Annotated in this window: 23 protein-coding genes and 1 pseudogene; 15 read left to right on the top strand and 9 right to left on the bottom strand. The window is 62.1% G+C overall.

Annotated features, from left to right (window positions below):
- Nucleotides 1-61 precede the first annotated feature (61 nt).
- The 4 genes from cyoD to IVB19_RS10405 are packed head-to-tail and all read right to left on the bottom strand — an operon-like array spanning nt 62 to nt 3,912.
- Nucleotides 62-451 carry a cytochrome o ubiquinol oxidase subunit IV gene (cyoD, locus tag IVB19_RS10420; protein WP_018457172.1) on the bottom strand — a complete coding sequence of 130 codons (390 nt, stop codon included), beginning with the start codon at nt 449-451 and terminating at the stop codon, nt 62-64.
- A complete protein-coding gene (locus IVB19_RS10415; RefSeq protein ID WP_018457173.1) occupies nt 448-1,089 on the bottom strand; it encodes a cytochrome (ubi)quinol oxidase subunit III in 642 nt (213 codons plus the stop codon). Before IVB19_RS10415 ends, cyoD begins: the two co-directional genes overlap by 4 nt.
- On the bottom strand, nt 1,089-3,089 hold the full coding sequence (gene cyoB, locus IVB19_RS10410; protein ID WP_085362444.1) for a cytochrome o ubiquinol oxidase subunit I: 2,001 nt from the start codon (nt 3,087-3,089) through the stop codon (nt 1,089-1,091). Before cyoB ends, IVB19_RS10415 begins: the two co-directional genes overlap by 1 nt.
- The gene (locus IVB19_RS10405; protein ID WP_247821382.1) at nt 3,079-3,912 is read right to left on the bottom strand and encodes a cytochrome ubiquinol oxidase subunit II family protein; all 834 of its coding nucleotides are present in this window, start codon (nt 3,910-3,912) and stop codon (nt 3,079-3,081) included. Before IVB19_RS10405 ends, cyoB begins: the two co-directional genes overlap by 11 nt.
- Before the next feature lie 231 nt (nt 3,913-4,143).
- Here IVB19_RS10405 and IVB19_RS10400 point away from each other — a divergent pair, with 231 nt between their 5' ends.
- Genes IVB19_RS10400 through IVB19_RS10390 form a run of 3 tightly spaced genes read left to right on the top strand, consistent with a single transcriptional unit; the run spans nt 4,144 to nt 6,327 of the window.
- Nucleotides 4,144-4,956, top strand: coding sequence for an SDR family NAD(P)-dependent oxidoreductase (locus IVB19_RS10400; protein WP_018457176.1), 813 nt, complete (start codon nt 4,144-4,146; stop codon nt 4,954-4,956).
- 14 nt (nt 4,957-4,970) lie between these two features.
- Nucleotides 4,971-5,525, top strand: coding sequence for a carboxymuconolactone decarboxylase family protein (locus IVB19_RS10395; RefSeq protein WP_018457177.1), 555 nt, complete (start codon nt 4,971-4,973; stop codon nt 5,523-5,525).
- A 1-nt stretch (nt 5,526) separates the two neighbouring features.
- Nucleotides 5,527-6,327, top strand: coding sequence for an SDR family NAD(P)-dependent oxidoreductase (locus IVB19_RS10390; RefSeq protein ID WP_018457178.1), 801 nt, complete (start codon nt 5,527-5,529; stop codon nt 6,325-6,327).
- A 168-nt stretch (nt 6,328-6,495) separates the two neighbouring features.
- On the opposite strand, the gene IVB19_RS10385 is transcribed toward IVB19_RS10390, so the two are convergent.
- Nucleotides 6,496-7,836 (bottom strand): PQQ-dependent sugar dehydrogenase, encoded by a 1,341-nt coding sequence (locus tag IVB19_RS10385; protein WP_026233318.1) that lies wholly within the window; start codon nt 7,834-7,836, stop codon nt 6,496-6,498.
- A gap of 235 nt (nt 7,837-8,071) precedes the next feature.
- Between IVB19_RS10385 and IVB19_RS10380 the strand changes: the two genes are divergently transcribed.
- Nucleotides 8,072-9,262: a urate hydroxylase PuuD gene (locus IVB19_RS10380; protein ID WP_026233319.1), complete on the top strand. Its 1,191-nt coding sequence runs from the start codon at nt 8,072-8,074 to the stop codon at nt 9,260-9,262.
- 147 nt (nt 9,263-9,409) lie between these two features.
- Nucleotides 9,410-10,267, top strand: coding sequence for a VOC family protein (locus IVB19_RS10375; RefSeq protein ID WP_018457181.1), 858 nt, complete (start codon nt 9,410-9,412; stop codon nt 10,265-10,267).
- A gap of 346 nt (nt 10,268-10,613) precedes the next feature.
- On the opposite strand, the gene IVB19_RS10370 is transcribed toward IVB19_RS10375, so the two are convergent.
- Nucleotides 10,614-11,648 carry a L,D-transpeptidase family protein gene (locus tag IVB19_RS10370; RefSeq protein WP_247821380.1) on the bottom strand — a complete coding sequence of 345 codons (1,035 nt, stop codon included), beginning with the start codon at nt 11,646-11,648 and terminating at the stop codon, nt 10,614-10,616.
- Nucleotides 11,649-11,831: 183 nt separating this feature from the next.
- On the opposite strand from IVB19_RS10370, the gene IVB19_RS10365 reads away from it, so the two are divergent.
- On the top strand, nt 11,832-12,788 hold the full coding sequence (locus tag IVB19_RS10365; protein ID WP_018457183.1) for a lytic transglycosylase domain-containing protein: 957 nt from the start codon (nt 11,832-11,834) through the stop codon (nt 12,786-12,788).
- A 49-nt stretch (nt 12,789-12,837) separates the two neighbouring features.
- Here the strand turns inward: IVB19_RS10365 and IVB19_RS10360 are convergent, their stop codons facing one another.
- Nucleotides 12,838-13,962: a DUF1236 domain-containing protein gene (locus IVB19_RS10360; protein WP_018457184.1), complete on the bottom strand. Its 1,125-nt coding sequence runs from the start codon at nt 13,960-13,962 to the stop codon at nt 12,838-12,840.
- A gap of 102 nt (nt 13,963-14,064) precedes the next feature.
- On the opposite strand from IVB19_RS10360, the gene IVB19_RS10355 reads away from it, so the two are divergent.
- Nucleotides 14,065-14,547 (top strand): NUDIX hydrolase, encoded by a 483-nt coding sequence (locus IVB19_RS10355; RefSeq protein WP_018457185.1) that lies wholly within the window; start codon nt 14,065-14,067, stop codon nt 14,545-14,547.
- Here IVB19_RS10355 and IVB19_RS10350 read toward each other — a convergent pair.
- The gene (locus tag IVB19_RS10350; RefSeq protein ID WP_026233321.1) at nt 14,534-15,508 is read right to left on the bottom strand and encodes a Bug family tripartite tricarboxylate transporter substrate binding protein; all 975 of its coding nucleotides are present in this window, start codon (nt 15,506-15,508) and stop codon (nt 14,534-14,536) included. The two genes, IVB19_RS10355 and IVB19_RS10350, sit on opposite strands and share 14 nt — an antisense overlap.
- Nucleotides 15,509-15,949: 441 nt before the next feature.
- Between IVB19_RS10350 and IVB19_RS10345 the strand changes: the two are divergent.
- The 8 genes and pseudogenes from IVB19_RS10345 to IVB19_RS40365 form a co-directional block, all read left to right on the top strand.
- Nucleotides 15,950-16,546, top strand: a pseudogene (locus IVB19_RS10345) (hypothetical protein); the annotation flags it as partial.
- A gap of 54 nt (nt 16,547-16,600) precedes the next feature.
- Entirely contained in the window at nt 16,601-16,882 is a 282-nt protein-coding gene (locus tag IVB19_RS40305; RefSeq protein WP_083926460.1) for an HGGxSTG domain-containing protein, read from the top strand.
- Between the two features lie 407 nt (nt 16,883-17,289).
- On the top strand, nt 17,290-17,640 hold the full coding sequence (locus IVB19_RS10340) for a hypothetical protein (protein WP_039799972.1): 351 nt from the start codon (nt 17,290-17,292) through the stop codon (nt 17,638-17,640).
- A 358-nt stretch (nt 17,641-17,998) separates the two neighbouring features.
- The gene (locus IVB19_RS40385; protein ID WP_345956515.1) at nt 17,999-19,405 is read left to right on the top strand and encodes an invasion associated locus B family protein; all 1,407 of its coding nucleotides are present in this window, start codon (nt 17,999-18,001) and stop codon (nt 19,403-19,405) included.
- A 335-nt stretch (nt 19,406-19,740) separates the two neighbouring features.
- On the top strand, nt 19,741-20,085 hold the full coding sequence (locus IVB19_RS40380; RefSeq protein WP_085362217.1) for a hypothetical protein: 345 nt from the start codon (nt 19,741-19,743) through the stop codon (nt 20,083-20,085).
- Nucleotides 20,086-20,188: 103 nt separating this feature from the next.
- On the top strand, nt 20,189-20,422 hold the full coding sequence (locus tag IVB19_RS40375) for a HAMP domain-containing protein (RefSeq protein WP_026233323.1): 234 nt from the start codon (nt 20,189-20,191) through the stop codon (nt 20,420-20,422).
- Between the two features lie 14 nt (nt 20,423-20,436).
- Complete coding sequence (locus IVB19_RS40370) at nt 20,437-20,637, top strand: adenylate/guanylate cyclase domain-containing protein (RefSeq protein WP_345946757.1); 201 nt, start codon at nt 20,437-20,439, stop codon at nt 20,635-20,637.
- 196 nt (nt 20,638-20,833) lie between these two features.
- The gene (locus tag IVB19_RS40365) at nt 20,834-21,259 is read left to right on the top strand and encodes a hypothetical protein (RefSeq protein WP_026233324.1); all 426 of its coding nucleotides are present in this window, start codon (nt 20,834-20,836) and stop codon (nt 21,257-21,259) included.
- Nucleotides 21,260-21,415: 156 nt separating this feature from the next.
- Here the strand turns inward: IVB19_RS40365 and IVB19_RS10320 are convergent, their stop codons facing one another.
- Nucleotides 21,416-22,462 carry a sensor histidine kinase gene (locus tag IVB19_RS10320; protein ID WP_247363506.1) on the bottom strand — a complete coding sequence of 349 codons (1,047 nt, stop codon included), beginning with the start codon at nt 22,460-22,462 and terminating at the stop codon, nt 21,416-21,418.
- Nucleotides 22,463-22,818 lie beyond the last annotated feature (356 nt).

Here is a 22,818-nt window from a genome sequence, read left to right as displayed (position 1 = left end):
TTTCCTCCCTAGACTTGGGCCGCTTGTCACAACAAGCGGCTCTTCTTTTTTGCACAATGCGCTAGCGGCGCATCGGCATGATCTGATCCATGGCCGGCATGTTCGCGTTCAGATGCGCCATGATCCAGACGGTGCCACCGACCACCAGGAACACCACCAGCAGCCCGAAGGCGAGCGCCAGCACGTTGTTGGTATTATCGGGGCCGGTGGTGATGTGCAGGAAGAACACGAGATGCACGCCCATTTGCGCGATCGCCAGCACGATCAGCGCGACGGGAATCGAAGGCTGCCAGACCAGATCCGTGCCCGCGATGAAGAACGACGTCGCCGTCAGCAGCAACGCGAGAACAAGACCGACCACGTAGCCGAGGATGCGCGTCCCGACACTGTGTTGCTCCTCATCGCCCGGCGCAAGATCATGGCCGGCCGGCATATGCGTCTGATCGCTCATACGCCACTCCCAAGCAAATAGACGACGGAGAAAACTCCGACCCAGACAATGTCGAGCGCGTGCCAGAACAGCGCAAAGCACATCATCCGGCGCAGCACGTCGGCACGAAAACCCTTTGCGAAGACCTGGGCCATCATGGTGAGCAGCCACAATATGCCGGCGGAGACGTGGAGGCCATGGCAGCCGACGAGGGAGAAGAACGAGGTCAGGAAAGCGCTGCGCGATGGGCCATAGCCGCGGGCAACGAGATCAGCGAATTCGCGAAACTCAATGACCAGAAAGATGAGGCCGAGCAAACACGTCACGGCCATCCCGAGATAGAACCACAGCCGGTTGCGCACATCGGCCGCGATGCTCGCCATGCCACACGTGAAGCTTGACAGCAGCAGGCAGACCGTCTCGATCGCGACGTTTCGCGGCTCGAATATCTCCGAACCCTTCGGGCCGCCGGCGGTCTGGTCGGCCAGCACCGCGTAGGCCGCAAAGAAGCAGGAGAACATCACGATGTCGGAGAGCAGGAAGATCCAGAAGCCATAGGCGGTCACGATGCGCTTCGGCGCCGGCCCGGGATGCTCGATAACGAGGCCGATGTGATGGGGATCGGCGTGCGCTCGGCCGGCGGTCGCGGTCATTGACATCAGACTGTCCCCGCCATGCTGACGAGGCTGCGCCGCTCCTCGAGGTTGACGCGGTCTATCGCCGCGACCTCCTCGGCCGGAATGACGTATTCGTCATGGTCGCGCCAGGCGAACACGACGAATGTCGCGAACGCTCCGATACCGCCCAAAATCACCATCCACCAGATGTGCCAGATCAGCGCAAAGCCCATGACGGTGGCGAAGAACGCGCAGACGAACCCGGTCGGCGAGTTCCTGGGCATCTCGATGTCATGATACTCGGGCGCATCATGATCGAGCGATTGCTGCTTGGCATGAGCCTTCATGTCCCAATAGGCATCCTCGCCGCGCACATCGGGATTGAAAGCGAAGTTGAAAACGGGTGGCGGCGACGACGTCGCCCATTCCAGCGAGCGGCCGTCCCAGGGATCGCCAGTGCGGTCGCGCAGGGCCTCGCGGTTGCGGATGCTGACCACGAGCTGCACGATCTGGCAGATCACGCCGATCGTCAGCACGGCCATGCCGACCGCTGCAACCAGCATCCATGGCCGCCACGCCGCGACGTCATAGTGCTGCATGCGCCGCGTCATGCCCAGCATGCCGGCGACGTAGAGCGGGATGAAGGTGACGTAGAAGCCGAGGAAAGTGAACCAGAATGCGAGCTTGCCCCAGCGGTCGTTGAGGCGAAAGCCGAACGCCTTCGGGAACCAGTACTCGAAGCCGGCGAAGGCGCCGAACAGCACGCCGCCGATGATGACGTTGTGGAAGTGCGCGACCAGAAACATGCTGTTGTGGAGAATGAAATCGGCCGGCGGCACCGCGACCAGCACGCCCGTCAATCCGCCGATGATGAAGGTGACCATGAAGCCTATCGACCACAGCATCGGCGTCTCGAAGCGGATGCGTCCGCCATACATCGTGAACAGCCAGTTGTAGATCTTCACTCCCGTCGGTATCGCGATGATCATGCTGGCAATGCCGAAGATAGCGTTGACGTCGGGACCCGCTCCCATCGTGAAGAAGTGATGCAGCCAGACCATGAAGGAGATGACGCAGATCGCCATGGTCGCCAGCACCATCGAGCGATAGCCAAACAGCGCCTTGCCGGAGAAGGTCGAGACCACCTCGGAGAAGATGCCGAAGGCCGGCAGAACTAGGATGTAGACCTCGGGATGTCCCCAGGCCCAGATCAGGTTCATGAACATCATGACATTGCCGCCGGCCTCATTGGTAAAGAAGTGGAAGCCGAGATAGCGGTCGAGCAGCAGCATCGCGAGGGTGGCGGTCAAGATCGGGAAAGCCGCGACGATCAGGAGGTTCGAGGCCAGTGTGGTCCAGCAGAACATCGGCATGCGCAGATAGTTCATGCCTTTGGTGCGCAGCTTTAGCACCGTCGTCACGAGATTGATGCCGGCCACCAACGTGCCGACGCCGGAGATCTGCAGCGACCATGCGTAATAATCGACGCCGACGCCCGGCGAGTAGGACAGTTCCGACAGCGGCGGAAAGGCGAGCCAGCCGGTGCGGGCGAACTCGCCGATCACAAGCGAGAGATTGACCAGCAGCGCACCGGTCGCGGTCAGCCAGAAGCCGACCGAATTGAGCGTCGGGAAAGCGACATCTCGTACGCCAAGCTGGAGCGGCACGATGAGATTCATCAGTCCGATCACGAACGGCATCGCCACGAAAAAGATCATGATGGTGCCGTGCGCGGAGAATATCTGGTTGTAGTGCTCCGGCGGCAGATAGCCTTGCGACTGGTAGGCGACCGCCTGCTGAATCCGCATCATGATGGCGTCGCTGCCGCCGCGCAGCAGCATCACCGAGGCCAGCAGGATGTACATCACGCCGATCCGCTTGTGGTCGACGCTGGTGATCCACTCGTGCCAGAGATAGGGCAGATGCCCCTTCACCACGACCCAGGCCAGCACGCCGAGAATCCCGACCAACACCACGGCGCCTGCGATCAGCGGTATCGGCTGATCGAACGGAATGGCCGACCAATCGAGCTTACCTAGCATCATGGCCTCCACTGTGCGACCGGCCTGCTTCGGATGCGAGCTCCGGCCCCGGTCCCGGCGGAATGTGCTGGGTCGCGATCAGGTCGAACAGTCGGGGATCGTCGAGCCTGTAGCTTGGCCTGCCCTTTTCGACGCCCTGCTGCATCAGCTTCTTGTAGCTGTCCTCATTGAGGACAGCATCGCTCTTCGCCGTGGTCGCGACCCAGTCCGGAAAGGCGAGCGGCGAGACCGCGTTGACGTCGAACATCATGTCCGGAAATCCGTCGCCGGAAAAATGCGCCGACAGTCCCTGCAGCTTGCCTTCGTTGTCGGCGCGTAGGTTCAGCTTCGTCACCATGCCGTTCATGGTGTAGATCATGCTGCCGAGCTGCGGGATGAAGAAGGTGTTCATCACGCTCGAGGACGTCAGCTGGAAATTCAGCTCGGCGCCTGCCGGCACCGTCAGCGTATTGACGGTGGCGATGCGCTGGTCCGGATAGATGAAGAGCCATTTCCAATCGAGCGAGACGGCCTGGATGCGAACCGGGCTGCCGGTGCCGGGCACGGGTGCCGCGGGATCGAGCTGGTGCGAGCCGATCCAGGCGACGCCGCCGAGCAGGATCACGGTGAGCGCGGGGATCGCCCACACCACCATCTCGACGCGCCCGGAATAGACGAAGTCGGGCTGAAACTTTGCTTTGGGATTCGAGGCGCGAAACCAGAACGCAAAGGCCAAAATCGCGAAAATGGTCGGCACCACGATCGCGAGCATGATGAAGACGGAATCGACCAGGATGGTGCTGTTGGCCGCAGCCACAGGCCCTTGTGGATCGAGCAGATTCATCGGCAGGCCAATGACGGTTGGAAAGCCCCGGGGCAGAGCCTAGCGCGGGAAAGGCTCCGCAACAAACGCGATTGCGTGAGATCGGTTCCTAACGGCGCGGTCGATCGTTCGCCCTTCTCGCGCGGCGGCATGCAATTCCATGCGATGTCAATGACATGAAAGCGGGAGCCGGCCCTTCTCGCCGCTCCGCGCGATTGCTAGACTGCACGAAAATATTTGGGATGAAACGACATGCAGGGGCCCGAGGACGATCCCGGTCTCGCCGGCAAGGTGGCGCTGGTCAGCGGCGGGGGTGCTGCGGGCGACGGCATAGGCAACGGCCGCGCCGCCGCACTTCTACTGGCTCGCGCCAGCGCCAAAGTGCTGGTGGCCGATCGCGACCTCAAGCTCGCCGAACGCACCGTGGAGATGATCGCAGCCGAAGGTGGCACGGCCGCGGCGCATGGCGGTGACGTCACCAGCGAGAGCGATTGCAAGACACTGGTCGAAGCCGCGCTCGACCGCTGGGGCCGGCTCGATTTCCTCGACAACAATGTCGGCATCGGGAGCCGCGGCAGCGTGGTCGACGAAGCGCCCGAGCAATATCGCCGCGTCATGCAGGTCAATGTCGAAAGCATGTTCCTGCTCTCCAAGCACGCGATCCCTGCGATGATCCGGACCGCGCAGGGCGGTGCGATCGTCAACATCTCCTCGATCTCGGCGCTGCGGCCACGCGGGCTCACGAGCTATACGACCTCGAAGGCCGCCATCATCGGTCTCACCCGCGCGATGGCGGTCGATCACGGCCGCGACAACATCCGCGTCAACTGCATCTGTCCCGGGCCGATGTACACGCCGATGGTCTATGCCCGCGGCATGAGTGAGCAGGCCCGCGCCCAGCGGGAAAAGGCATCCTTGCTGAAAACGGAAGGCACCGGCTGGGACGTCGGCCATGCCGTCAAATTCCTGCTCAGCAATTTTGCGCGCTACATCACCGGCCAGGTGCTGGTGGTCGACGGCGGCGTGACGCTACAAGCCGCCGAACGTGAATCACAAGAACACTGAAAGGAACATCAGGGATGGCTCGCCTGCCCTATCTCGAGGCCGACCAGGTCGCGCCCGAATATCGCGACATGCTCAAGCGCAACACCAATCTGCACAAGCTGCTGATCAATTCGCCGGATATGGCGCGCGCCTTCAACGGCATCGGCGGCTACATCCGCTTCAAGAGCAAGCTCGACCCGCGCCTGCGGGAGCTTGCAATCCTCCAGGTCGGCTGGATGGAGAAGTCGGAATACGAGTTCACTCATCACGTGAAGATCGGCAGAGAGTTCGGCGTCACCGATGATGACATCGCCGGCCTGATGGCTGAGACCGAGGGCAAGCCCTCGACGCTCGAGCCACAGGCCAAGGCGATCCTGAAAGGTGCCCGCGAGATGGTACGCGAACTCGCGATCTCGGATGTGACCTTTGCCGAGATCAAGCAGCATCTCTCGGACGAACATATGGTCGACCTCGTGCTGACCATCGCCTTCTATTGCGGCGTGGTGCGCGTGCTCGCCACCATGAAGATCGACAACGAGCCATATTACAAAGAGGTACTCCAGCAGTACCCGATTCCGGGAGTGAACTAACATGCGCTTGAAGGACAAGGTTGCGGTCGTTGTGGGCGCCGGGCAGAGCCCGGGCGAAGGCATGGGCAACGGCCGCGCCACGGCGCTGACCTTCGCGCGCGAGGGCGCCAAGGTGTTGTGCGTCGATCATCATCTGGAATCAGCCGAGGAAACCGCCGCCATGATCGCCGCGCAGCATGGCACGGCAGCGGCGTTCAGGGCCGACGTCACAAAGTCTGCCGACATCAAGGCAATGGTCGCGGAGGCACAGGCGCGCTGGGGCCGGATCGACGTGCTGCACAACAATGTGGGCGTCAGCCTGTCCGGCGGCGACGCCGAGCTGCTGCAAATCACCGAGGAGGCGTTCGACCGCGTCGTCGCGATCAATCTGAAGAGCTGCATTCTGGCGGCGAAAGAGGTGATCCCGATCATGCGCGCGCAAGGAAGCGGCGTGATCATCAACATCTCCTCGATGGCGGCGATCACCACCTACCCTTACGTCGCCTACAAGGCGACGAAATCGGCGATGATCGCCTTCACCGAACAGCTCGCCTACCAGAATGCGGAATACGGCATCCGCGCCAACGTCATCCTGCCGGGCCTGATGAACACGCCGATGGCCGTCGACACCCGGGCCCGCGAATGGCACAAGACCCGCGCCGAAGTCGAAGCCGAGCGCGACAGCAAGGTGCCGCTGCGCAAGAAGATGGGCACGGGGTGGGACGTCGCGAATGCCGCGCTGTTCCTGGCCTCGGACGAGGCGAATTTCATCACCGGTGTGACGTTGCCGGTGGATGGCGGAGCGAGTGTGAGACGGGGGTAGACATCCTAAGCACGCTGCTCTTCCTTCTCCCCTTGCGGGAGAAGGTGGCGCGAGGCGCCGGATGAGGGGTTTCTCTCCGCACACGCAGAGGAGTTCGCCGATAGAACCTCACTCGTCCCGCCGCTGCGCGGCGAGCCACCCTCTCCCGCAAGGGGCGAGGGTACACCTTCATCGCGGCACGCTTGTCACCCGCCAGATCGTCCCGTTGCCGTCCTCCGACACCAGCAGCGATCCGTCCTTCGCCACGGCAACACCGACGGGCCGCCCCCACACCTCGGTGTCGCTCACCACGAATCCCGTGACGAAATCCTCATACTCGCCGGTCGGCTTGCCGTCCTTCATCCGGATGCGGATCACCTTGTAGCCGGTGCGCTTCGACCGGTTCCACGAGCCGTGCTCGGCCGCGAAAGCATCGCCCTGATACTCTGACGGAAACTGCGTGCCCTGATAGAAGGTCATGCCCAGCGAGGCCGAGTGCGGCTGCACCAGCACATCGGGCACCGTCACCTTGCCCTTGAGGTCCGGCCGCGCTCCGGCGTGACGCGGGTCTTCGTTGCCGCCGATATAGAACCACGGCCAGCCGTAGAACGCGCCTTCCTTCACGCTGGTGACGTAGTCAGGCACGAGATCGTCGCCGAGCCCGTCGCGTTCGTTGGTCGAGCACCAGGGCAGCCCGGTCTGCGGCTGGATCGCAAGTCCGACGCAGTTGCGGATGCCGCTGGCGTAGATCTTCCGCTCCTTGCCCTCGGGGGTGAAGGCGAGCACGGTGGCGCGTTCGGTCTCGCTGGCCCAGGCCGCACCGAGCGGTTGCGCTTTCGACCAGGCTTCCACGCCACCCGGCGGCGTGCCCATGCCCTCGGCGACGTTGCTGAGCGAGCCGACCGACACCAGCATGCGCTTGCTGTCGGGCGTGAAGACGACGTCGCGGGTGGAATGACCGCCGTCATGCGGCAGGCTCGCGACAATCGTCTCCGCCTTGCCACCCGCCTTGAGATCGCCGGCCTGATAGGGAAAGCGGACGACGCTGTCGGTGTTGGCGACGTAGACCCATTGCGGATTGTCGCCGTTCGGGAAGAAGGCGATGCCGAACGGCTGCCTCATTCCGGCAGCGAACACCTCGTTGGTCGCGGCCTTGCCGCCATCGCCGGCGCGCAACACGCGGATGTTGCCCGCGCGCGTCTCGGCGACGAAGACATCGCCGTTCGGCGCCACGCGCACGATGCGCGGGGCGCGCAGGCCCTCTGCGAACAGCTCGATCTTGAAGCCGGCCGGGACCTGAAGCGCCCCCTCCGGCGGGCGCGGCACCACGCGCGACGAACTCGCAACCGACCGCGTGGCGCCGGGCCTGACCAGATCCTGCGGCCGGATCAACCTGACCGTGCCGGGCTTGTCGGCCTGCCAATCGCCGTAGGCGTCCTTGCCTTGCAGCACCGCCTCAGCCTGTGCGCAGGTCGCGACCGCGGCCAGCCATCCCGCGGACATCGCCGCGAATGAAATCCTGTTCTTCAAATCGTTTCCTCCCGGCCTTCACGTATTGCGCTTCAACGCCGATCGACGCGCAAACGTTCTGCGACAGGTCAAATGCCTGCCGAATCCCACGTCAGCTCATGCCCGCACGATGTGCAACAGCCGCAGCCCATCGTACTGGAAAATACGGCTGATCGGTGCGACACATTGTAAGGGCGGGACCGCCGGTTGCGGTCATCAAGGCTGCGGCATTGGGGTCGCACCTGTTGGGGTGATCATGTGGGGATCCATCATATCGGAATGGGCGAGCCTGCTGCTCCGCTGGCTACACGTGGTCGCCGCGATCGCCTGGATCGGCAGTTCCTTCTATTTCATCGCCCTCGACCTCAGCCTTAGGCCCAGGCGCGATCTGCCGGACGGCGTGCAAGGCGAGGCCTGGCAGGTCCATGGCGGCGGCTTCTACCGGATCATGAAATATCTGGTCGCGCCCGCCCAGATGCCGGACGAGCTGACGTGGTTCAAATGGGAGGCCTACACCACTTGGCTGTCCGGCTTCGCGCTGATGGTGGTGGTGTATTATCTCGAGGCCGATTTGTTCCTGGTCGACAAGTCGATCCTCGATCTCACGCCATTCCAGGCCGGCCTGTTCAGCCTCTGCAGCCTCGCGCTGGCGTGGCTGCTCTATGAAGGCGCCTGCCGTACCGGGCTGGCGCAGCGCGAGCTGCCCTTCGCGATCGGCGGCTATCTGTTCCTGGTCGCGTTGACCTATGCTTTCACCCACGTGCTGAGCGGGCGCGGTGCCTTCAACCAGATCGGGGCGATCATCGGCACCATCATGGTTGCCAACGTCTTCGCGCTGATCATCCCGAACCAGAAGAAGATCGTAGCCGCCCTTCTCGCAGGGCAGGCGCCCGATCCGAAGCTCGGCAAGACCAGCAAGGAGCGCTCGGTCCACAACAACTATCTGACGCTGCCTGTCGTCGTGCTGATGATCAGCAACCACTATCCCCTGCTCTATGCCACCCGCTTCAACTGGATCATCGTCGCAATCATCCTGGCGCTCGGCCCCGTGATCCGCCATTTCTTCAACGAGCGGCACGCCGGGCGCAAATCGCCGTGGTGGGTGTGGGGCGTCGCAGCGGTCGGCGTGATCGCGATCCTGTTCCTCTCGGCGGCCGGCCCGCGCGAGGTCAAGACAAGCGCGCTGTCGGCGCAGCCGACGCTTGCCAATGTCGAGGAGATCGTGATGTCCCGCTGCAGCATGTGCCATGCCGCCGAACCGGTCTGGGCCGGCATCGTCACCGCGCCGAAGGGCATATTGCTGGACGCGCCCGAGCACATCCATCGCAACATCCGCCTGATCGGCCGCGTCGCCGCCTGGTCCAATGCAATGCCGCCGGGCAACATCACCGAAATGACCAGCGAGGAGCGCGCCATCCTCGCCGCCTATATCGAGCAGGCGCGCTGACGCCATCAAGTGTCAGATATCGCGCTTCACGGAATGAAATTTCCGCATGTCCCACCGATTTGAAAATGACTTGACCGCCTATCCGGCGTAGACAGGATTTGCGGCCGCCGACGGCGGTCCAGTCAGTTTGCACTCGGGGAAAGAACAGTGGCCCTCAAGAACGTCATCGGTATCGACCACGCCGTGGTCATGGTGCAGGACCTCGACAAAGCCGCCGAAAACTACCGGCAGCTCGGCTTCACCATCTCGCCGCGCGGCACCCACAGCGCACATATGGGCACCGGCAACTACACGATCATGTTCGACCCGGATTATATGGAGCTGCTCGGCGTGCTCGCGGCGACCGAGCACAACGCGCCGGCGCGTGCCTTCCTCGACCAGCGCGGCGAAGGCATCGAGCGCATCGCCTTCACAGCGGTCGATTCCACCGCCGGCGCGGAGGAAATCCGCGCGCGTGGCCTGGAGCCGATCGGCCCGACCGATTTCGAACGGCCCGTGACGCTGCCTGATGGCACGATCTCGGCGGCGAAATTCCGCACCTTCATGTGGCCGACCGCAGAAGCGCCCGGCGGCGTGCGTATTTTTGCCTGCCAGCACAAGACGCCAGAGACGGTGTGGATTCCCGAGCTGATGAAGCACGCCAATGCGGCCAAGCGGATCAAGCAGACATTGATCGCGACGCCCGAGCCCGCGAAGGAAGCCGCGGATCTGGGACAGCTGATCGACCGCGAGCCGAAGGCTGAAGCCGACGGCGCAGTGACCGTGCCCTCCGGTGGCGATCGTGCCGATTTCGTTTACTTGACGCTGGAGCAGCTCGGCAAACGTTATCCCGGCGTGCCGCTCGCGGGTCTTTCCGAACGCGGTGGCGCTGCCCTGGTGCTTGTCAGCGGCGATCTCGCTGCCACCGACAAGGCGCTTGGTTCGGCAGCCGTGCGCAGCGGACCTGCGATCTGCGTGCCGCCGGCCAAGGCGAACGGCACCCTGCTCGCCTTTGTTGCCGGCTGATTTGAACTAATTCTTCAACGAGCGTCTACAGGGCGGCCCCAGGCTTCGGGGCTACCCGCGCCTTCAGGGCCAAGCGCATGTTCAAAGAGAAATCGCCGATCGCCTATGACGCGCCGGCCGAACTGAAGAAGTGACCGTCGCTGAAGGGCCAGAGGCAAAAGGATCGAGGTCCGCCCTATCCCGTCTACAACGGCACGCTCGCCGACTGCGTCCGCGAGCTCATGGGCAAGCCATCAAGGGCATCTCGCTCTACGATATCATGACGAGGGCAAGCAGCGTTCGACCAGACCGTGCTGTCGCCCGGTGATGCCGCCGAAATCGCGATGCGCAAGGACTTTCCCAAAGACTAGTTCGAGGCGCGCCTACCGCCGGACTTCCGCCGCTGCTCGGACGAGGAGTCCGTCGGCGCATCCAGAAAGACCACCGGTGTGCCGCGCTTGACGTGCTCGCCCAGCGCGCGCACGTCCCAATTGGTCAACCTGACGCAGCCATGCGACGCGGACTTGCTGACCCTGTCGGGCTCCGCCGTTCCGTGGATGCCGTACCCCTGTGCGGACAAGCCGATCCAGTATGCTCCCACCGGATTGTTCGGGCCCGGCTGAACATCGAACGGCTGTTTCGATTTGACGCTTCTGAACTTGTAGTCAGGGTTGTAGTGATAAACCGGATTCTCGTGGGTGCTGGTGACCTTGAGCGTACCGCTCGGCGTCGGACGATCCGGACTTCCGATTGACGCGGGATAGAACGCGATCAGGGTGGCGCCCTGGTCGAATGCTTTCAGCGTCCCGTTCCTTTTGTCGACGTCGAGCCGCGCGATGTTCGGAAGCTCTCGCCGCGCCGGAACGTTTGCAACGACGATGGTCGCTCCCACCTTGTCGAAGGCCTTGTCCGGGTTGAGCGCCTTGAGCAGATCGGCGCTCATGTGGAATTTCTCGGCAAGCCCTTCGAGCGGGCTGGTGTAGCTCAGCGCCTTCAGCGGCTTCATGTCATCAAGCTTGCCGGGCAGCTCCTTCAGAAACGGGCCCTTCACATCCGCGTCCGTGATCTTGTATTCGACGAGGACGGCGCCTTCGCTCGCGGCGTTCAACTTGTCCCAAAGCTCGGGCGCGATCGTTTTATCCCATGCAACGCCGTTCTGCTCGGCGAATGCTTTCAGTGCCTTCTGCGCGTTCTCTCCGAGCTTGCCGTCGATCTCCCCGGGCGAGAACCGCGCACGGTCGAGCAGAATCTGAAGCTTCACGATCGCGGCGTTGAGCTTGTCGCTAGCAGGTTGCTTTGCGGGACGCGCAGCATCGTTTACCGCTGCCGCATCGAGATTGCCCGCAAGCGCCGAAGAGATCGCCGCCAGCGAAATCACCGCGCCAAGCATCCACCGCATCATCTCGCTCGTCCCCATTCGCCAACGCCCCCGCAAATTCGCGGAGCAAAGAGTTTCCGGCGGGAACACCGTAGTAACACCGTGGGAACCGACGAGACCGCAGCTTTGCCGCAATCGCTCGGTTAATAACTCCTTATCGCCGGCGCATCGCTGGCCGTTCACCCACAGTTCGAGGTTGCTCCAGCAATGCGATTTGTCGTCGCGGCGTGCGCCGCGTTCATGATTCTGATGTGCGACTTCGATCCGTCGGCGTCCCGCCAACCATCAGCTTTCGATCACGCCGTTCTTCAAAACACTCAGGCCTCGTCACTTGTTCCGGTGGTCGAGCTGTTCCTTGCAAGCGTGCAGGCCCTCGAGCTCGCCAATGCGCGTGCGGCCTATGAGGAGACCCCCGAGCCGCCGGATACGGTCGAACCCGTCGCGCAGGCGCCGGTTTCGCCGACGGAACGCTTCTGCCACGCGCTTCGCGGAGCTGCCGAAGCCAGCGGCATTCCCGTGCCGTTCTTCGCGCGTTTGATCTGGCAGGAGAGCCGCTTCAAGTCCAACGAGGTCAGCCAGGCCGGCGCGCAGGGCGTCGCGCAGTTCATGCCGGAAACGGCAGCGGAGGTCGGGCTAGATGATCCGTTCGATGCGATGAAGGCGCTGCCGGCATCGGCCAAGTTCCTGCGCAAGCTGCGCGACGATTTCGGCAATCTCGGCCTTGCCGCAGCCGCCTACAACGCAGGTCCCGGCCGAATCCAGAAATGGCTCGCCAAAGAGAGCGAGCTGCCGCGTGAGACACGCGACTATGTCCGCATCATCACCGGCACCAGGGCCGAGGACTGGACCGAACGCGCGGAAGCCCTCGCGATCCGGATCGACCTGCCGCGCGAAGCACCCTGCGAGGGCATCGGCAGCCTGTCCAAGACGAAGGACGTCGCCTGGGTTCCGGTGAACCTGACGCCCTCGGTCGCCACCATCATTCGCAAGGCCGAGCAACTGGCGGCGCGATTGACCGCCAGCCACGCACGCAAGCGGCTCGCGTCTCTGATCCGGAAGAACACCCACGGCAAGGCACGCAGCATGATCGCCGCGCGTGCGGCGGGAAAGAGCGCGAAGGCCCGCGCCATCCGTTTTGCAGCGCGCGAACGATCTTCGGGCTGATGCGCAAATCCGGAAGCCGCTCTATGGAGCGGCTTCCAGTGGCCGCGAACTAGTCGATCTCCTCGATGATGCGGCGTTCGCGGGGCTCGACGACATAGGTCCGCGTATCGCGGTGGATGTAGCGGTACTCGCGGAGGTCGGGCGCGTCCCGATAGACGGTGCTCGGGAATTCCTCGACCTCGACACTCTCGGGAACGCGGTCACCAACATGGATTTCGGACCGCGCGGTGCTGCCGGTGGTCTGTCGTTCGCTCCGTCCCTCGGTGCGGGTCTTCGCATGCTTGCGGATCACTTCGCGATCGCGATCCGAAAACTTGCTGGCGCTGCGCTCACGCGTGGTCGTCGTTGTCGCGGTGGATTGTCCCGAGTACGGCAGCACGGTTACGATCTTGTATGTCGCCGGATCGACCACGACGATTTCATCCTTCACCAGCGCAAAGCTGTAGCCGCGATATTGCGGCACGATCTCGACCACATCGGGTGGCAGCGTCGATAGCTGGACATCGCGCGGCACCACCGTGCCGACGTTGAGCGAGAAATTGACGCTGGTCAGCGGCCGCACGTTGAGATGCGAGATGGACGCGCTGATCTTGGTCTCCTGCTGCTTGTTGAGGTTGACGTCAGTGCGGGCGGCGGCCTGTGAATTGGCACCGGTCCGCTGGTCTTGCGCCTGATTGCTGCTCGGCGTGTTTGGCGATTGCTGGGCCTGGTTGGTACCAGATGAACCAGGCGCCTGCTGCGCCTGATTGGTATTGTTCGACGGAGGGTTGGAGCGATCCTGCGTCTGGTTCGAGTTCGCCGCCGGCGGATTGGCGCTCTGCTGCGAGGCGGGCTGGTTACCGGCCGCGTTGGAGTTTGCCGTACCACTGGGCGGCCGCGAGGACGTGTCCGCGCTGTTGGTGGCGTTGGTCCCGGAGCCGGAATTGGCCGATCCGGAAGACGGAGTGGTCGCCTGGGTATTCTGTGTCGACGCTCCGGGCGTTGATGATTGCTGCGGCTGCGATCGCGACTGCTGTGTTTGTGCCGCGCCAGACGGCGACGTGTTGGACGGAGCTGCGGAATTGGACTGGGATTGCGGCGTTTGCTCAGACTTGGTGTTGCTGCTTGGCGATTGCGCAAAGGCGGCGTTCGCCAGCACCAGCCCTAAGGCGGTCGTTGCCAACAGGCGGATCATGGTTCACTCCCTTGTTCGGTCAAAGCGTTAGCTATTAACCTGCGCTAAAAGCGTCTGTTCCACTTTTTCCCGGCCGAATGCGCCGCCTGAACGGAACCTGCGATGCCATCGAAAAGCGCCGGGATCATTGCCTATCGCAAACGTGGGGAGCTCGAGGTTCTGCTCGTTCATCCCGGAGGACCGTTCTGGCGCAACAAGGACCTCGGGGCATGGTCGATTCCGAAGGGCGAGTACGCAGACGAAGACGCAGAAACCGCCGCGCGACGGGAGTTTGCCGAGGAGCTTGGGCTTGAGCTGTCCACGCCGCTGACTTCGATTGGCCAGGTCAGGCAGCGCGGCGGCAAGATCGTCACCGCGTTCGCGGCCGAGTTCGACGTCGATTTGCGCAGCATTCGCAGCAACACATTCGAGATGGAATGGCCGCCACGCAGCGGCAAACGTCAGACCTTCCCGGAGGTCGATCGTGCCGAATGGTTCACGCTCGCAGCAGCGCACGAGAAGATCAACGCAGGACAGCGCCCGCTGCTCGAGCGGCTGGCTCAGGTGGCCGGCAGCACGCCAAGCAGACGCCCTACTCCGCCTTGATGTTCGCCGCCGCCACCACTTCGGCGAGTTCCTTGATCTCCTTCGCGATCTTGGCGGCGTAGTCGGCCGAACTCAGCACGCTGACGACGCCCTGCGTCTCCAGCCGCTCCCGTAACAGCGGATCGTTGGCTGCGGCGACGATCTCCCGGTGCAGCATCTCGAGCGTCGGCGCGGGGGTTGCCTTCGGCATGAAGAAGCCGACCCAGAACGAGATGTCGAAGCCGGGATAGCCGGCTTCCGCGACGGTCGGCACATCAGGCAACGCCGGCAGCCGCTCGGCGGAGGACACCGCGAGCGCGCGCAGCTTGCCGGCCTTCACCAGCGGCACGGCGGATAAGGGATCGAACACTGCCAGGACCTCCTGCGCGAGGATACCGACCTCGGACGCAGCACCACCGCGATAGGGCACGTGGATCATCTTGACGCCGGCCCTCTCGCTGAGCAGCTCCATGGCGAGATGGGCAAGGTTGCCGTTGCCGCCCGAGCCGTAGGCAAGCGCGCCGGGCGCAGCCTTTGCCGCGGCGACGAGATCGGCGACGGTGTTGATGTTGGCCGTCTTGGAATTCTCCGGATTGACCACCAGCACGAGCGGCGCCGACACGACGGTGGTGAGCGGCGCGAAGTCCTTTTCCGGGTCGTAGCGGATATCCTTGAACAGCGTCTTGTTGAGCGTGATGGTGGAGGAGTTGCAGGCCAGCATCGTGTAGCCGTCGCCTTCCGCACGCGCGACGCCTTCGGCCGCGATCATGCCGTTGGCGCCGGCGCGGTTCTCGACCACGAAAGCTTGTCCGAGCTTGTTGCTCAGCCGATCGGCGACGATGCGCGCGACGACGTCGACCGGGCCGCCCGCGCTGAAGCCGACCATGATCTTGACCGGCCGCACCGGATATTTTTGCGCGAAGGCCTCCGTCGTCACGCACAATCCGGCGACGATCGCCAGCAGGCGAAGCGTTCGTTGCATTCGTTCTCTCCCCAGAAGTTCTCGCCGCTTTTGCAGGTCGCGGCGCATTCGCGGATCATGATGAGCGGCCGCGCCGGATTTCGCAATCGCGTTTGCAGGCCGGCATTCCGTCGCGCGGCAGGTCGGAGCCGGTTCGAAACAAAAAACGCAAAAACAACCGCATGCACAGTAGCCGACGCTTGCGAGATCAAGGACTTGCACGAACGAGGATTTGCACGAACGAGGATTGCGCGCTTCGCAATCTTCGTTTGACACGTCGGGCAAAACACCGGCAGAATGCCATCATCGCAACAATCGTCAGCGTCCACGCCGCCCGACCACGGGGCGTCGCGCGGCGATTGCGCGTAAGCCCTTCATCAACATCCCGAAAACCCCACAGGCGCGCAAGCCGAGCGATCGATGTCGCGCGCAATGAGCCCGCGCGGGCAAAGGACACAGCACATGACGACATCTGCCAAACGCCACGGCACGCTGCCGGTTGCGGCAAACGATCGCAGCGGCCCCGACGCGAGCCCGCGGATCAAGCTCTACAAGCGGGGAATTGCGATCCTCCACGCGGACCCGCAAGCCGGCGAACGGCTGCTGGCCGAGGCGCTCGGCGCCGCTGACCGCGACGCGCTGCATGGTCTCCTCAAGCAATTGGTGAAGGCCAGCGTGACCGGACGCAAGCCCGATGAAGCCAATCTCGCCTTCATGATCTCGCTGGTGAAGAGCATCGCGCCGAAGGACTCGATCGAGGCGATGCTCGCAGTGCAAATGGCGTCCGTTCACGCGGCCACGATGCGCTCTGCCTGCCGCCTCGCCCTCACCGACGACGTTCCGCAGCAAGAGAGCCTCACCCGCGTGCTGACCCGGCTGGCCCGCACCTTCGCGAGCCAGATCGAGGCACTCAGCCGCCACCGCAACAACGGCGAGCGTGCGATCACGGTCCGGAACTTGTCGGTGCAGGATGGCGGCAGGGCGATCGTGGGCAACGTGACCCAGCACGCGAGTATGATCGTCGCGGAGCCGCACGCTGCGACAGTCGCAGGACTGGTCCCGCCGCGTGAGGCCGGCGCATGCGAACAGGCCGAATCCAGAAGGCAGCAATGCATGAGCGGCGACCAAATTCGCAAGACGCGTGCGATGTGGACGAGCCCGCGCTGTGGCGCCGAAACGCGAAACGGCACCACCTGCCGCGCGCCTGCAGTGCACGGCAAGTCTCGCTGCCGCATGCACGGCGGCGCACGGAGATCAGGCGCGCCGAAGGGAAATCAGAATGCGCGGACGCATGGCGAATTCACGGGTGATGCGGCCGCTGAACGAGCGCAGGATCGGGCCGTGCTGAATGATGCGTTGAAGCTCCTTGCGGAGCTGTCGCGAGTTGCCGAATAGGCCATAAAGGCGATGCACCGTAGATCGCAATCGTCGTTGACGAACGCGGTTGTGGAGACCCGCAACAGATGCCCTGCAGACTCATGCACCGTGGGTCATTTCCTTAAGTCTGTGAGGGCTTTGGTCGGCTACGCCGTCATGAGCGGACAAGCTCGGCGCCAGCTGAGAGGTCGGCTAAGGGCAGGCTAGGCCAAAGAAGCAGCTGCACTGACCTTTAGTTGAAGCGTTGTCGTATTTGAACCTTCGCTCGAATTTCCGGACTCACCTCAGTGGGGATGGGAATGAACTGTCCCATCACAGCATCGAGCGATCGTCAGCGGCAGTTGCAACGGATTTAGTTTCCGGGTTGCCAGCCTAAGCCGCACCAAGCCAGCGGATCGGCCGGCGAATATCGCGGAGGCAAACAGATGTTTCCAGCGAAACTTGCGGCATCGTTGCTGGGTTCAGCGTTGCTACTGACGCCGGTCCTTGCACGCGACGATGGCCGATACGACCACTCTCCGCTGAAGTCTTGGTTTGAAAGCTTGCAGAGCGAATTTGGAAAGTGCTGTACTGATGCCGACGGATACATAGTGTCCGATGCCGATTGGGAGTCCAGTCGGGGCCGTTACCGCGTCCTCATCGACGGCGAATGGGTGCTCGTACCTGACGGTGCGGTTGTCACAGAACCAAACCGCTTCGGCCGTACAATGGTCTGGAGGCATTACATAGACGGCCATCCGCGCGTCCGATGCTTCATGCCCGGATTCATGACTTGACCTCACTTTCAAGGTGCTCCGCTTCGGGTCATTCGCACCGATTTGCCCGCGTATTCTCGATGTCCGCTATGGCCCTAGCTGCCGGCGTGCCGGATATTTCGCCTTCAGGCCCACAAGCAGACCAACGACGATAGCGGCGGCGGGGTTAAAGCTCGAAACAGGCCCTAAGGCCGTCAAAAAGCCAGGAGCCGCATGAAAGGCCGTGCACGCTCATCCGGGTTTCCGACGACGCTTTCTTTGCTAGGCCACTAAGCCGCACGACGTCGGGAACTTGCGGTTGGTCGCTTTGATCCAAATCAACGGATTCCTGCCTCCGAGACCTAGCGTCAGACCCAGACCAGATCGTTGGAGAAAGAAGATGCTGAAGCACTTGCTGGCCATTCTTCTTTTGCTGGCTTTCCCCTCGGCAGTCCATTTCCCAGCCGCGGCAGATGACCGAACTGCGGGACAAGTAATCCAAGAGGAAATTTGGGCGCTGCCGTTTCCACTGCCGGTGCTTGCCTTCCTGGTACGGCCGGTCGGAGATGGTCCGTTTCCGCTAGTGGTTATGAACCATGGAATTTCGCTGGAAGCCAACCAGCGGACGATGTTTCCGGCGATCGAGTATCGTGACGCGGCACGTTGGTTTGCACGTCGCGGTTATGTGGTCATCTCGCCCGTCAGGTACGGGGCCAGCAGTCTCGATGATAAAGATCAGGGTCTCTACGGAGCCGTCTTTGCCCACGTCGGTAGCTGCGACAACCCAAACTTCCGTGGTCCCGGGCTCGCCATCGCCACTCTGAACGAGTGGGTCATCGACTACATGAGCAAGAAGAAGATGATCCAGCCGGGTAAGGTCATCGTCGTTGGCCAGTCGGGCGGCGGATGGGGCTCGATTGCTCTTGGGAGCCTAAACCCGTCATCAGTTCAGGCCATCATTACCTTTGCAGCGGGACGCGGAGGCCGAGTTGACGGCAAACCCAACAACAATTGTGCTCCCGACAAGCTCGTTGCCGCCACCAGCGAATTCGGCCGCACCGCACGCGTACCGATGCTTTGGATCTACGCGGAAAACGACAGCTACTTCGGTCCGGAATTGACGATGAGGATGCATCAGGCCTTTGTCGAAGCGGGCGGAAATGCCGATTATCGTATGCTCCCGTCCTTTGGGACCGACGGGCACTTCATGATCGATTTCGCCGACGCGGTGCCGATCTGGTCGCCCTTGGTATCGCAATTTCTGGAGAAGCATTCAGCGACCGCTCCGCCGCTTGGGCAGCCAGTCAACGGCCCTTCTGCCCAGCGGGAGCCTCCGTCGAAGCCGCCACGATTGCGGCTGCCTGAGAACATCCATTTCTCAACCTGGAAAAAGCTTTGTTTCGCCTCATCCGATCGAACCAACATATGCCGATCGACGTCAACCGCCACGGACGATCTCGATCAGATCGTGGCCCGTGTCGATCTGATCGAACGAGCTGACGGTCCCGCTCGCCTGCAGCTGTTCGTTCCGCAAGGGGCAAATCTGCAGCAGGGAGTCAAGGTGACGGTAGATCAAGGCAGTCCTGTCCAGGTTCCTTTCACCTGGTGTCTCACCAACATCTGCATCGCAGCACGTGGAATTGAACCAACGGTGGCGGCTCAAATGGAAGCCGGCCAACAGCTCAAACTCGAACTCACAGACCTTTACTCCTCTTCGGTGACGATAAAGTTGCCGCTGAGCCAGTTCGGGGCTGTTCACCAAGACCCGCCTGCCGAAACTTTCGATTTCAGCCTGACTGAAGAATGAATGGAGTTGGACCGCCTGACGGGGCTGACCGAAAGGAAGCTCGACTGTGAGTACGTCGGATATGCCTCTACGGAGCACGAGACAACGGATCCTCGCTCTTAACGGACTGAAAAAATTCTCCGGATCGACGATCAAGCAGTCAATCCGGCAGCGAATTGTAGCAATCGCTGTCGGACTGATCATCCTCATGCTCGTGACGTCGGTCCTATCGATCGCGATGGTCAGGCGAGTCGGCTACCTGCTTGATGAGCTCTCTGCACGTTACGCACCTATCAACGCCCCGTCTGACACGGATCAATACTCTATCGCTCGAACGAGGCCTCGGGCTCCGCCGCATGGTGATCGCGAAGATGCAGGAGCCGCCCGATGTGCTCGGATATAGAGCCCGCTTGGAGCTCTACAACGAGAAGGGAGCCGAGGTCGAAAGCGAAGCGCAAGCCGCGCGGACACTGATCAATTCGATCATTGAAGACACAAGTACACCATCGGACAACGCAGCCCTGGCGCGCATCGACAACCGGATTGAAAATCTGGACGATACTCGCCGCCAGCTGAAGCAGGAGACCAGAGAGCTACTTTCACACCTTGAGGCGAGAGACTTTCCAGCGGCGAGACGCAGCCTTGCGCGAGCAGACGCTGTTCGCGACGACTGGATGAGAAGGTCAGTGCTATTCGATTGAGTATGCTGACCGTCAGCGAGGGGGCTATCGCAAAAGTGAGGTCGGAACAGACCCGGGTGGCGCTGACCTCGGCCATCGTGACGCTGCTTGCCGCGATCGTCGATTGATCTTCGCCAATCTGGTCAGCGGCGGCATCATTCGCTCTGTCCGACTATTGCTTGAAGGTGCCCGCGCGGTGGAAGCGGGTCAGCTCGATCAATCAATCGATGTAAGGGCGACTGACGAAATCGGACAACTGGCTGCCGCCTTCAATCGAATGATTGTGCAATTGCGCAACAACCAACGCATCAAGGAAACATTCGGAAAATACATCGATCCGCGCGTCGTTGAAGGCTGATCGATCACCCAAATTTGACGGCCCCCGAAGGCCAGCGCCGGGTGATGACTGTGTTGTTCTGCGACTTGAAGGGCTTCACCAGCCTTAGCGAAGGCATGACCCCGCAAGGACTCGTCAAGGTCATGAACCACTACCTTTCGGTCATGTCCGAACCAATCCGGAACAACCGAGGGATCATCGACAAGTATATCGGCGACAGCATCATGGCTTATTGAGCCCCACCTTTCGTCGATGAGGCCGATCATGCCCGACTTGCATGCCTCGCCTCCCTGGAAATGATCGAACGTATCGGAAAATTGCGCGAGGAGATTCCTGAGCTACTTGGCGTTCGCGCAACTCCAATGAAGCAATGCGATCTAAGGATCGGGATCGCGACCGGCGAGGCGCTGGTCGGCAGCATCGGCCGACGTGATGATGAGCTACACCGTCATGGGCGATGTGGTGAACCTCGCCTCGCGGCTGGAAGGCGCGAACAAGGTGTACGGCACCCGCAATCTCGTTTCCGAAAGAACTATTGCTGCCGTGGGCACTTCACTTGAGGCGCGGGAGATCGATCGCATTGTGGTGGCGGGTCAAACTCGTTTCGAGGCCGTTTCTGAAATCCTCGGAAGCCGAGCTGATGTCACGCCACAACAACTGGTCTTGCGGGACAAGTATCTGGAAGGGCTCTCGAACTATCGCAACCGGCGATGGGATGATGCGCTTGCTGCGTTCAATGCGTCGCTTGAAGCGATGCCCGACGACGGGCCTGCAAGGGCCCTAATCGAGCGCATCGGAAGCTTCAAAGCAGAACCGCCTCCGAACGACTGGGACGGGTCGTGGCACATCGAAAAATGAGCGCCGGGCTGATACGGCGGACGTCTCCAATGGGTCACAAGCGGTCCTCCACCGGCTGCGCGCGGCAGGTCAGCTACGGGACATGACCCGACATGCGGGCCCGTGAGGGGCTCCTCGTCCTCGCGGCAGTCAACATGGGTCGGGTAAAAGCTCCCACTATTGTGGTGACATTTCCAGATTTTCGAGCGGAGCCGTGAGGCGGCAAGTGAGTCCGGTCGATTCATAGGACACCGCAACCGACCCTCTGAAGTCGTATTCCAGCGCCCCCGAAATGAGTTGCGAACCGAAGCCTTTATCGGTGGGCTCCGACACAGATGGACCGCCGAATTCTTGCCAGACGAAGACGAATTTTTGATCACCCGCCTGATCTTCGGTTGACCACACGATGGACACCCGGCCGCCTGTCACGCTCAGAGCGCCATACTTTACTGCATTGGTGGCGAGCTCGTGAACCGCTAAGGAAAGGGCGAGAGCCTGTTGCGATCTGAGAACAAGCGGAGGACCGGACGTCGTAATCCGGCCTTCGCCTGTTCTGTAAGGGCTCAGGGCCGTGTTGACGACATCTCGAAGTGGGGCAGCAGCCCAATTCGCCGCAGTCAGCAAGGCGTGTGCTCGTCCGAACGCGGCAAGTCGTGCCTTATACTTTTCAAGATCGGCGCGGCTCGATACGTCACGAAATGTTTGGCTGGCAACAGCACCAAGCACAGCAAAGGTGTTCTTGAACCGGTGCTTTAGCTCTTCGTTGATAAGCCTCAGGGCTTCCCTTGCCATGTGCTCGGAGGTGACGTCTTTACAGACAACGAGTACGCCGCCGACTTTATCTTCAAGGTCAATTGGACCGAAGCTGTACGTCCACCAGACATCCTCGCGCCGACCGTGGCGGGTTACAGGCACCAATTGATCCTCATGCCACGTCGCCCCCTTACCTGCCATGACGTATTCAATCTGGGGACCAATGATGTCCCATATTTCATCCCAGCATTCACGGCCGCCCGCGCCCAAGGCGCTCGGATGCCGCTCGGGACCCATCGTTTCGCGATACGCATCGTTATAGAACTGGATGAGGTCCGGTCCCCACCAAATGAACATCGGGTGGCGTGAGGTAAGAACGAGCCGCACCGTGACCCGAAGACTTTGCGGCCACGCTTCCGGCGAGCCGAGCGATGTTTTTGACCAGTCAAACGCTCTTGTGAGAGCGCCCATCTCGCCGCCCCCCGACAAGAAAAGGCTACCTGTGTCCCCGCCCATGCGCGCAACTCCTGACACGTTGCCCAAGCGTAAAGCCAAAATTCTCGGCAATGCAATGTCGATGGTTGGTCAAAGCGGTCCACGCCGGGCGCTGCGATAGATCAGTTTCGGGCCAGATGGGGGTGCCACTACACCGGGCGCGCCGGCGACATCGACCAGACCCTGGCGATGTCCGTTCCGGGTCAGTTTGCCCGCGTGTTCTCGATGTCGGCTGGCCCCCGCTCCGGTGTACCGCAGGCGATGGCGACCTTCGCCTTCGGGCCACAAGCGAACTTCAATCTGTTTGTCGTTTGATGACCTCTGCCAAGACA

Origin of the sequence: Bradyrhizobium sp. 187, from assembly GCF_023101005.1 — a bacterium.
GTDB lineage: Bacteria > Pseudomonadota > Alphaproteobacteria > Rhizobiales > Xanthobacteraceae > Bradyrhizobium > Bradyrhizobium canariense_D.
Note: the sequence above shows the minus strand (reverse complement) of the source record. Positions and strands in the feature narration are given on the sequence as shown.